Annotated in this window: 8 protein-coding genes; 6 read left to right on the forward strand and 2 right to left on the reverse strand. The window is 37.4% G+C overall.

Features of this window, described 5'->3' with window-relative positions:
• Positions 1-75: 75 nt before the first annotated feature.
• The gene (locus tag MP478_RS05005; protein ID WP_257199802.1) at positions 76-1167 is read left to right on the forward strand and encodes a nucleotidyltransferase domain-containing protein; all 1092 of its coding nucleotides are present in this window, start codon (positions 76-78) and stop codon (positions 1165-1167) included.
• Between the two features lie 167 nt (positions 1168-1334).
• On the opposite strand, the gene MP478_RS05010 is transcribed toward MP478_RS05005, so the two are convergent.
• On the reverse strand, positions 1335-1679 hold the full coding sequence (locus MP478_RS05010; RefSeq protein ID WP_230037737.1) for a TfoX/Sxy family protein: 345 nt from the start codon (positions 1677-1679) through the stop codon (positions 1335-1337).
• A 167-nt stretch (positions 1680-1846) separates the two neighbouring features.
• Between MP478_RS05010 and MP478_RS05015 the strand changes: the two genes are divergently transcribed.
• The 4 genes from MP478_RS05015 (at position 1847) to MP478_RS05030 (ending at position 6864) form a co-directional block, all read left to right on the forward strand.
• Positions 1847-2362, forward strand: coding sequence for a DUF2975 domain-containing protein (locus MP478_RS05015; RefSeq protein ID WP_257190434.1), 516 nt, complete (start codon positions 1847-1849; stop codon positions 2360-2362).
• 1 nt (position 2363) lies between these two features.
• Positions 2364-2567, forward strand: coding sequence for a helix-turn-helix transcriptional regulator (locus tag MP478_RS05020; protein ID WP_047487719.1), 204 nt, complete (start codon positions 2364-2366; stop codon positions 2565-2567).
• Between the two features lie 251 nt (positions 2568-2818).
• On the forward strand, positions 2819-3691 hold the full coding sequence (locus tag MP478_RS05025) for an ABC transporter ATP-binding protein (protein WP_257199803.1): 873 nt from the start codon (positions 2819-2821) through the stop codon (positions 3689-3691).
• Positions 3692-3693: 2 nt separating this feature from the next.
• Complete coding sequence (locus MP478_RS05030; protein WP_257199804.1) at positions 3694-6864, forward strand: M1 family aminopeptidase; 3171 nt, start codon at positions 3694-3696, stop codon at positions 6862-6864.
• Positions 6865-7413: 549 nt separating this feature from the next.
• On the opposite strand, the gene MP478_RS05035 is transcribed toward MP478_RS05030, so the two are convergent.
• The gene (locus tag MP478_RS05035; RefSeq protein ID WP_230037745.1) at positions 7414-9675 is read right to left on the reverse strand and encodes a polyribonucleotide nucleotidyltransferase; all 2262 of its coding nucleotides are present in this window, start codon (positions 9673-9675) and stop codon (positions 7414-7416) included.
• Positions 9676-9890: 215 nt separating this feature from the next.
• Between MP478_RS05035 and MP478_RS05040 the strand changes: the two genes are divergently transcribed.
• The gene (locus MP478_RS05040) at positions 9891-11129 is read left to right on the forward strand and encodes a right-handed parallel beta-helix repeat-containing protein (protein WP_257199805.1); all 1239 of its coding nucleotides are present in this window, start codon (positions 9891-9893) and stop codon (positions 11127-11129) included.
• Positions 11130-11207 lie beyond the last annotated feature (78 nt).

Below are 11207 nucleotides of genomic sequence, written 5' to 3' on the forward strand. Positions count from 1 at the left end.
TACAGAGAAAACAAAACTTAATAAAAAAAGAAATACGAATGACGCAGGGCTAGTCCTTGTATCAAAAGATAATCAATGACCATACAAGATCTAAAAACCAATAACCTCATCCTCTTTGAAGCCATCTCCGGAAGCCGTGCTTTCGGCCTGGCCACGGAAACCTCAGATACGGATATCCGTGGAGTATATTATGTACCGAAAGAAGATTTCTTTGGGCTGAACTATATTCCACAGATTTCCAATGAGACCAATGATATCACCTATTATGAAATCGGGAGATTTGTAGAATTGCTGCAGAAAAACAATCCCAATATCCTGGAAATTCTGGCAAGCCCGGAGGACTGTATCCTTCATAAAGATCCGCTGATTGATCTTCTGAAAACAGAAGACTTTCTATCCAAACTATGCAAAGACAGTTTTGCAGGATATGCCGTTTCACAGATTAAAAAAGCGAAAGGTCTCAACAAAAAGATATTAAATCCTATAGATAAAGAAAGAAAATCTGTTATGGATTTCTGTTGTATCCTTGATGGACAAGGCTCTGTTCCTTTGAAGAAATGGCTGCATGAATTCCCCTCATCTGGAGACAAGCCCGAAGGACGGGATGGTCTTTTACAGGAAAGGTGTGGATTAGTGAGCATCGACCATACGAAAGGAATGTTTGCCTTATTTTATGATGAATCAGGAACATTAGGATATAAGGGTATTATTCAGAATGAAGAAGCCAATCAGGTTTCTGTATCATCTGTGCCGAAGGATGAAAAGCCAACCGCTTATCTCTTCTGCAATCTGGACGCCTATTCTACGTACTGTAAAGACTACAGGGAATATTGGAAATGGGTTTCTGAACGTAATGAAGACCGCTATAATGTCAATCAAAATCATGGACAGAATTATGACAGCAAAAATATGATGCATACCATCCGTCTGTTGCAGTCGTGTGAGCATATTTTTAAAACCAATTCTTTGCATACCCGTGTAGAAAACCGTGATGAATTACTGAATATCAAAGCCGGAAACATGCCTTATGATTCATTAATACAAAAAGCTGAAGATTTGCTAGAATCAATTGACTTCCACCATACAACATCCAATTTGCCTGAGTCTCCTGATCTGGAAGAAACAACGAAGATTTTAATAATGATCAGGGAGAAGCTATATCAATAATATGGAAAGCCCGGAGGGTAGAGACTGGAGACATAGAGACTGGAAATTTAGAGACTATTTATCCTTTAGGTTTTGAACTCAATAATTCATTACCTCTAGAATCTCTCACTCTCAAACTCTACCACACTCCAACCCTCTAACCCTCTAACCCTCTAACTCCGGAAACCTCACTTCTTCTTCGAAGCTTTAGCAATTGTATTATAATCAAGACAGATTTTTATCCAATACTCAAAATCATCAGGTTTTTGAAAACCAATGGGCTCTACATAGCAATAGTCTTTGAGCTGTTTTCCTCTCATGATCATCGGAAGAAAACCGTTTTTTTCCGAAACCTCATCTTCCAATTCGGGGTTATAGCGGCACATCAGGTTGTCATGGCTGATATTGATGCACATCTTCCCGTTGACAAGAAATGATAATCCGCTGAACATTTTCTTTTCCTCAACTTCAATATCATGAACTTTGGAAAGCCGTTCACGAACCCTATCTGCCAATTCAATATTGTAAGCCATGATCTTTTATTTTTTCACTATTTAAAATTACATAAAAACAGTATTCAACACAGCTTTTTTCACTATTATTTCATTGTAGAGATTTTAGGAAATAAAATTTTATTTAAATTAATTATTGTTTTACGATAATTAATTATATATTTGTAACACTAATTAATGATCGTGTCATGAACCAGACCAAAATTATTTCAAGAATTTTATTTTATATCTGCGCTCTGCTTTCTGCCGGATATTTAATCACTTTTGTGTACTCCGTTCTATGCCTGGTAACAGGATTCTCTGTTACGCCTTATAAAGATGGACAATATCTTCATATCAATTATCCGTTCACCGAAAAACCGTTTCTGAATATTGAAAATAATTCTCCGTATATTATCTTTTCTTTTCTAGCTGTTTTACTTTCTTATGGAATCTTTTTCTGGCTTTCCGCAAAAGTTTTCAAAGTTTTTTTCCAGCCAAAACTGTTTACAAAAGATCATATACAACAGCTTAAGAGATTTTACCTGTATAATATTTTTATCCCACTCCCATTGGTTATTGTTGCCAGTTTCTTTGTGGAAGTAGAAAGTATCATCTGGGGACTGGTGTTTATTCACTTTATGCTTGGAATTTTCTGTCTGTTTCTTGCGAATATCTTCAAGCAAGGACTACATTTGCAAAACGAACAAGACCTATTTATTTAACATGCCAATTATAGTCAACTTAGATGTCATGCTAGCCAAACGAAAAATGCAGAGTAAAGAATTGGCAGAAAAACTGGGAATCACTCCCGTAAACCTTTCTATCCTAAAAACAGGAAAGGCCAAAGGCGTACGTTTCGATACCCTGGAAGCCATCTGTAAAATTCTGGAATGCCAGCCTGGAGATATACTGGAATATAAGGATTAGGTTTTGAGTGAAAGAGTTTGAGGGTTTGAGGGTGGTAGAGTTTGAGAGTGAGAACTTCTATTATTGAGCTGCTAGCCCAAAGTATAAGATAATCTCTACGCGTCTCTTTGTCCCTGTCTCCTGTCTCCTGTCTCCTGTCTCAAAATCTATCATTACTCTTAAGTCACAGTTTACAAATCATCATTATTTACCATTATTAAAAGCAGCCTGAAAAAGGACTGCCTGTCATTCTATTACCCAAACACAACACTATGAACACCTTATCTATCAATAACCTTAGCCTCACCTACAAGAATGGTTTCCAAGCCATTAAAGACATTTCATTGGAAATCGGAAACGGGATGTTTGGTTTACTGGGTCCAAACGGAGCCGGAAAATCGTCCTTAATGAAAACCATTGTAGGATTGCAGAAACCCAGTTCCGGAACCCTGTTTTTTAATGATGTGAATATTGCTGAAAACCCTGGATATATAAAACAGAACCTGGGATTTCTTCCACAGGATTTTGGAGTATACCCTAAAGTCTCCGCTTATGATCTCCTGGAGCATATCGCAGTACTCAAAGGTATTACAGACAAAATGAAATGTAAAACCCAAATTCTAAATCTGCTTGAAAAAGTGAATCTTTCAAATTTCCGGAACAAAGAAGTTCATACTTTTTCCGGTGGGATGAAACAGCGTTTTGGAGTTGCTCAGGCTTTATTGGGTGATCCTAAAATTATTATCGTGGATGAACCCACTGCCGGTTTAGATCCTGAAGAACGTAACCGTTTCAATACTTTACTAAACGACATCAGCCAGGACGTCATCGTTATCCTGTCGACCCACCTGGTAGAAGATGTCAGAAATCTCTGCTCAGAAATGGCTGTGATGAGCCATGGACAGATCCTGCGAAAAGGAAATCCCGGAAAATTAATGGCAGCACTGGAAAACAGAATCTGGTCAAAACCCATTGATAAAAATGATCTTGAAACTTATGATTCCAGCTATGAGATCATCAGCAGGCAACTGATAGAAAGAGAGCTTCAGATCACTGTTTTTTCTGAAGAGTCACCTGAAGATTTCAGCCCCGTAACTCCCTTACTTGAGCATGTTTACTTTCATACGCTAACCCAAAAACCTTAGTCATGAACAGCCTTTTTTTATTTGAAGCCAAGCGCAATATCAAGCACTGGCTTACCTACCTTATTGCCTTACTTTTGGTTTTTACAGGTATTTTCTGTGGTAATCAGTTTAATCTTTCGGTAGGAGAAGGAATATATCTCAATTCGCCTTATACAATTGGATTCATGTCCGGAATGCTGAGTCTTTCTATTATTTTCTTTGCTACTGTTTATGCATTACAACTGATTTTTAAAGATTGGGATACCCAATTCGACCTTCTCCTCTTTTCTTTTCCTATATCAAAATCCACCTATCTTAAGGGTAAATTTCTGACTTACTTTTTACAGACTTTTTTAAGTTTCTGCTTCTTGATGGCCGGTTTCCTTGCAGGCCAGATGATGCGTACGGGAAGTGAAATGCACAACGAGTTCAATATAGGTTACTATCTATATCCATTATTTATCTTCGGATTTATCAACAGTCTTCTGGTTTGCAGTTTTCTGTTTTTGATATCTCTTACCCTCCGGAAAAAATTGATCGTTGTCATTGGCGGACTGTTTCTCTACGTATTTTATATGATTGTTTTGCTGTTTTCCAATTCACCATTTATGGCCGGAAGCATTCCTCAGTCTTTGGAAGCGCAGCAGATTTCTGCATGGCTGGATCCGTTTGGGCTCTCCTCTTACTTTCTGGAAGCCCGAACCTTTACTGTTCATCAGAAAAATACGCAGGTAGTATTTTTTACAGGATATTTACTCGTCAACAGGCTTTTATTTCTTATCATATCCATCGGTTTTCTATTTCTTAGCCTCAGGGTATTTTCTTTTTCAAAAATTTCAAAGCACAAGACAAAGAAGGCGGTCAAAGAAGTGGATTCTTCCCATAAGACATTAGCCTTACAATATTCTGCCATTCTGCCCACTTTTGGGAAAACAGCTTCTATTAAAGCCACCCTCTCCTTTGCCCGGATTGATCTTATTTATCTGTTCAAAAGTATCACCGTTCCGGCTGTATCCATCCTTTTATTATTTTTTGTCGGGATGGAAATGTATGCCGAAATAGAGAAAGGGATCCGTCTTCCCCAAAAATATGCCGGTTCCGGGCTTATGGCCACTACCATTTCAGAAAACTTTCCGCTGTTCGGGTTGCTTATTTCTGCCTATTTTATTAATGATCTTTACTGGAGAAGCCGCTCCTCATGGTTCTTTTTGATTGAAAACACTACTTTTTACTCCAAAAATAAGCTGCTGGGGCATTTCCTTTCCATCAGTTTACTGTTAGTTTTCTTTATAGGAATTTTGATCATTCAGGGAATCATTTTCCAGGCTATCTATCAGTATTTCCATATCGACTGGAATGCTTATCTGCCGGTCTTTCTTTTCAATACGGTTCCGCTGATTCTTTTTTCCGTTCTTATCCTGTTGATCAATGACAGCATCAGGAATAGATTTATAGCGCTGGGAGTATCTGTTCTTGCGGTTTTTATATTGGCAGGTCCTGTTTCCGGAAAAATACTGTCTTACCCTCTTTTCAGAATATTTTCAGACTTTAAAGGTACTTACAGTGATTTCAATGGCTATGGAATTTATCAATTAGCTTTTGCACAAAGGCTTTTATTCGGAATGGGTGTGATGGCTATGGTATGGATGCTCAATCAATGGATTACATTGAAAAAAATAACACTCAGCCAGGCAGTTTTCACTTCTATTGTACTGCTCTCGGGAATATATGCCGGGACTTATTTTATGAAGGATTATCTTCCCAAAGAGGATGAGAAAGAAATTTCAAACTCGGTACAATATGAAAAAAATTTCAGGAAATACGAAAATCTCCCACAACCTGACATTACAGATATTACTACGGAAATCCAGCTCTATCCTTCAGAAAATTCATATCAGATCATTGGAAAGTATAAGCTTAAAAACCAAACTGACCAGTCTGTCAGCAAAGTTTTGATTAATTTTAATAATGATTTAAAACTGGAAAATGCAGTTTTAAAATCAGGCTCTGAAGCCATGAAGATCACTGAAAACACTACGGAAATACAATTAAGACAGCCCATGCAGCCTGATGAAACGGCGGTTCTTGATTTTAAATTATCTTACCATTGGGTTCCAGTCAACGGTCACCAGTCCTTTAATGCTATCATAGAAAACGGTTCATTTATGAGGGTCAGCAGGTATTTCCCGTCGGTGGGCTATCAGAAAGATAAAGAAATTGAAGATCCGAAAATACGGCAGGATAACCAGCTTGGAAAACTGGCCTCACTGAAAAATCCTGAAGCTCCCGGAGTCTCCAAAAAAGATTTTATCAATCTTGACATGACTGTTTCTACTGATAAACATCAAATCGCTATAGGAACCGGTGATCTGGTAAAGAAATGGACAAAATCAGGCCGTCATTATTTTCAGTATAAAGCAGAAAATATACCTTTCAGATTTGCTGTTTCTTCTGCAGAATACAAGGTGAAAAGTATTCATTGCAAAGGAATTACAATCAATATTTTTTATCATCCGAAGCATGTTGAAAATGTAGATCACCTGCTGGAAAATACTAAAATCACTTTGGATTACTGTCAGCAGAATTTTGGAAAATATCCTTTTAAAACTATCAATTTTGCGGAAATTTCTTCTTTTACCAGAGGTTTTGCTGCTACAGCCTATCCATCTGTTGTTTTTATGCCTGAAGATATGGTTTTTCACGCCAATATTCATGCTGATCAGAATCAGGATGTCATCAATGAACTTGCAGGACACGAGCTTTCCCATTTATGGTGGGGAAACAGCCAGATTAATCCTGATGACAGAAAAGGCGCTATAATGCTCACTGAAACCCTTGCCATGTACACTGAAATGATGCTCTACAAAAAAATGCATGGCAAAGCAGAGATGATGAAAAGAATAGAGGTCCATCAGCAGATCTATGATAATGAAAAAGGACTGTCTGAGAATATCCCCATCTATAAAGCCACCGGAGATGCAACTCATGTTTCCTATTCTAAAGGAGCTGTTGCCATGGTAAAACTAAGTGATCTGATAGGTGAAGAAAAAGTAAATACAGCCTTGCGAAACTTTTTAAAAAATAACAGTTATCCTAAAAAGCCTACTTCACTGGATCTTATCAATGAGTTTTATAAAGTTGCCCCTAATGAACATTCTAAAAAACAGATTGATACATTATTTAAAGCTATATAAAAGAACAACAGTACGTTGAAATTCTCTTTCATAAAATATTTAACTCGTCCCTGATGATGCTCTGAAACAGAGAACAGGAATCTAATGGTTGGGTTGGGACACGCAAAGACGCAAGGAGTATAGGATAATAGACTGTTTTAAGGCGCAAGGATTTTATCTCTGATAAAATTGAATACCGTTACAAATTATTATTTGTGTATTCAAAATTTTCTTTTATAATGTATTTTAATTCGTCCCTGGTGATGCTCTGAAACAAAGAACAGGAATCTAATGGTTGGGTTGGGATACGCAAAGACGCAAGAGTAGAGGATAATAGACTGTTTTAAGGCGCAAGGATTTTATCTTCGATAAAATTGAATACCGTTACAAATTATTTATTTGTGCATTCAATACAGCATATTTGCAGTAATCCTTGATGTTCTTCCGCCTTAAAAATTTGCAGCATACATTATTTGCATAATTTCAGTAAACATAACAAGTATAACAATGCTTATACAAAACAAAAGATCCCTCAAATTGAGGAATCTTTTTATATCTAAGAATAATATCTTAAGCTTCTGTTGAAGGAGCCTGGTTTTCTGCAGGTGCATCACCTTGTGGTCTTCCTTGTCCTTCTGGTCTTGGTCTTCCTTCCGGTCTTCCTTGCCCCTCAGGTCTTCCTTGTCCTTCCGGTCTTGGTTTACCTTCTGGTCTTGGAGGTCTTGGTAAAAGAACTTTACGGGAAAGTTTCATTTTCTTACGGTCATCATAACCCATAAATTTCACTTCCACTTCATCTCCTTCTGCATATGGAACTTTATCTAAACGAGCCCATTCGATTTCAGAAATGTGAAGAAGACCTTCTGTACCTTTAGCAATAGCCACGAAAGCACCGAAGTCCATTACTTTTACTACTTTACCGTTGTATACTTCACCTACAACCGGTACGAAAGTAATTTCGTTGATCTTAGCCACAGCAGCATTGATTTTCTCTCTGTCTGTTCCTGCAATCTCGATACGTCCGATTTCTCCTACTTCTTCAATAGCGATAACCGTATCAGTATCTTTCTGCATCTGCTGAATGATTTTTCCTCCAGGCCCGATTACAGCACCAATGAAGTCTTTAGAGATCTCCATTACCACCATTTTCGGAGCGTGAGGTTTCACATCTGCTCTTGGCTCAGAAATAGTTTCAGTGATTTTATTTAAGATATGTAATCTTCCGTCTTTAGCCTGCATCAAAGCTTTTTCCATGATATCCATAGAAAGACCCTGAATTTTGATATCCATCTGACAAGCAGTGATACCGTCTGCAGTACCTGTTACTTTGAAGTCCATATCTCCCAGGTGATCTTCATCTCCTAAGATATCAGAAAGTACAGTAAATTTACCTGATTTTGCATCTGTGATCAATCCCATTGCGATACCGGAAACAGGTTTTGTAATCTTTACCCCTGCATCCATTAATGCCAATGTTCCTGCACAAACTGTTGCCATTGAAGACGAACCGTTTGATTCTAAGATATCAGAAACAATTCTGATGGTATATGGATTTTCTTCAGGAATAACTGCCTGTAATGCTCTTTGAGCAAGGTTACCGTGTCCCACCTCTCTTCTTGAAGTTCCTCTTAAAGGTCTTGCTTCACCTGTAGAGAATGGAGGGAAGTTATAATGTAAAAAGAATTTTTCGTCGTGTTGCGAGATTACGCTGTCTACCATGTTTGCATCTTTTACAGAACCTAACGTTACTGCTGTTAAAGACTGAGTTTCACCTCTTGTAAACACTGCAGAACCGTGAGCTCCCGGAAGGTAGTCAATTTCTGACCATATCGGACGGATCGTCTGAGGATCACGACCGTCAAGACGGATATTGTCTTCAAGGATCATCTGACGCATTGCTTCTTTCTCTACGTCATGGTAATATACTTTTACGAAAGGAGTTACTCTTTCTAATTCTTCTGCATCCTCTGCATATTGAGCCAGGAATTCTTCACGAACCGCTTTGAATTTTTCTCCTCTCTCTTCTTTTCCAGATGGTGTTCTAGCCACCTCATATACTTTATCGTAAGTTTCTTTCCAAACTTTTTCACGAATTTCTTCATCGTGATTTTCGTGAGAATATTCTCTTTTTGGAAAAGCTTTTCCTACTTTTTCTGCTAATCTTTCCTGAGCTTCAATTTGCTTTTTAATTTCAGCATGACCAAAATTAATAGCTTCTAACATTTCCTGCTCAGAAATTTCCTTCATCTCCCCTTCTACCATTACGATTGAGTCTTTAGTAGCTCCAACCATGATATCCAGCTCAGAACTCTTCAGTTCTTCATAACTTGGGTTGATAGAAAGTTTTCCGTCGAATCTTACCACTCTTACTTCAGACATAGGCCCATTGAAAGGAATATCAGTAATAGCAATAGCTGCAGAAGCTGCTAAACCAGCTAAATCATCAGGAATAGTTTTTCCATCATAAGAAATTAAGGAAATCATTACCTGAACTTCAGCATGGAAATCTTCAGGAAAAAGCGGACGTAGCACTCTGTCTACCAAACGCATTGTTAAAATTTCCTGATCTGAAGGTCTTGCTTCTCTACGGAAGAAATTTCCAGGAATTCTTCCACCTGCATAGAATTTTTCTCTATAATCTACTGTTAATGGTAAAAAATCTACACCAGGATTTGCTTCTTTATTAGCTACAACAGTTGCTAAAAGCATTGTTCCGCCCATTTTTACTACCACAGATCCATCAGCCTGCTTAGCCAGTTTCCCTGTTTCAATAGTGATTTCTCTGCCGTCAGCAAGAGTAATCAGCTCTGTAAACGCTTGAGGTATACTCATAAATTTGTCTTCTTAATACTCCGTATTGAGTATGAATTAATATTTAAACTCTTTAAATTTTCGTCTGCAAAGGTACTATATAATAATGAAATATTAAATTTTCAAATGAATAAATAACACGTCAAGTCTTGACGTTGTGACTCATTACATTTGCTTCAGACTTAAAATTCCTTCGGGAATCTTGGTCTATTTATATTAACTTTAAAAACAAAATTATGATTTTTACTGATGAATTTTTCTCGGCAAGTGATTCTAATACTGCCAACTTAGTAAGGTTAGTGGACAGCCATACCAATGAAGATGTTAATTTCAAACGCATCACCTCATGGATAGATGGGACTGCAATGGATGACACCAAAGTAGACCATATCATCTATAGAAAGAAAATGGATAGTGGAGGAAGTCCTTTTTATTATGTAAGAACCGATGTAACAGCAGGAGATCTGGATGTAAGAATATTTGGAGTTAAAGCTGATGATATCAACGATGATACCTCTGCATTACAGGCAGCCTTCAATATGGCGTGCAAATTGGGACTTAATATTCTACTTCCTGCCGGAATCATGAAAACAACACAGGGGCTTCTTTTAGATTTTTCATGGCAGGGAACAATTAAGAACCGCATCCAGATCATTGGGAAAGGATTAGGCAATTCGGTTATTAAAAATTACGGACCTACCTCTGTTGCATTATTCATTAAAGGGCCTGCAGATCCTTCTAGGCCGCCTTATTTTTCTGTCAGTGACCTTACCATCACTAAACCAACAGGAGAAACCAGATATGGAGTTGGGTTACTAATTCATGATTTCATTGGGGCAGAGGTTAACAATATTGAGATTTCAAATTATGATATTGGTTTCCAATTAGTTAACGTCTGCAATGCCCAGATTTCTTTTTTGGTTTCTAAATCCTGTAATTATGGTATGTACAATGAGAGAACGATAAATCCTTTAGGATTTACCTATCCTAATCTGCTTAATTTCCGTAATTGCTCTTTTTTAGGCAATGTTAAGTTTGGAGCTGTCATTATTGCTGGGCACGCTGTGAAATTTGATTCCTGTGGTTTTGAAGGTAATTTCGGAGTAGGTCTCCAATTTACATTTGCTGGTTATAATGGCCGGGAAGCCCTAAGTTTAATTAATAATTACTTTGAAGGCAACGCCAACCACGATATCTATTTTGAAACTTCTTCAATGACTGCTTTATCATTAATTTCCAATACGTTTACTAAAAATATTGCAGGCAGAGCCAGTGATGTGGTCGTAAATAACTTATCTAATGATCAGGTATATATGAGTTCGTTAAGTAATGCTTTTGGCTATTATGTCAACTCTAACCCAGAAATTCCTTCCTATGTTCCATCTGCATCTTCCAAAAACATTTTATATATGGGAGATCCGTCAAAGTTCCATTTACTGAATAACGATATGCATCAGTCAAGTTTAGAAAGCTAATTGATTCTCTAAAATCATATCAGACAGCCTCTTTTGGGGCTGTTTTTTTATTTTATTTAGTATTTTTTAATTTTTTAT

The organism is Chryseobacterium sp. WG14 (assembly GCF_024586945.1).
Classification (GTDB): domain Bacteria; phylum Bacteroidota; class Bacteroidia; order Flavobacteriales; family Weeksellaceae; genus Chryseobacterium.

What these genes read in the sequence shown, in the direction of transcription:
- MP478_RS05025 (WP_257199803.1), top strand. Translation starts at nt 2,819, where the DNA reads ATGAACACCTTATCTATCAATAACCTTAGCCTCACCTACAAGAATGGT.
- MP478_RS05010 (WP_230037737.1), bottom strand. Translation starts at nt 1,679, where the DNA reads ATGGCTTACAATATTGAATTGGCAGATAGGGTTCGTGAACGGCTTTCC.
- MP478_RS05005 (WP_257199802.1), top strand. Translation starts at nt 76, where the DNA reads ATGACCATACAAGATCTAAAAACCAATAACCTCATCCTCTTTGAAGCC.
- MP478_RS05030 (WP_257199804.1), top strand. Translation starts at nt 3,694, where the DNA reads ATGAACAGCCTTTTTTTATTTGAAGCCAAGCGCAATATCAAGCACTGG.
- MP478_RS05015 (WP_257190434.1), top strand. Translation starts at nt 1,847, where the DNA reads ATGAACCAGACCAAAATTATTTCAAGAATTTTATTTTATATCTGCGCT.
- MP478_RS05040 (WP_257199805.1), top strand. Translation starts at nt 9,891, where the DNA reads ATGATTTTTACTGATGAATTTTTCTCGGCAAGTGATTCTAATACTGCC.
- MP478_RS05020 (WP_047487719.1), top strand. Translation starts at nt 2,364, where the DNA reads ATGCCAATTATAGTCAACTTAGATGTCATGCTAGCCAAACGAAAAATG.
- MP478_RS05035 (WP_230037745.1), bottom strand. Translation starts at nt 9,675, where the DNA reads ATGAGTATACCTCAAGCGTTTACAGAGCTGATTACTCTTGCTGACGGC.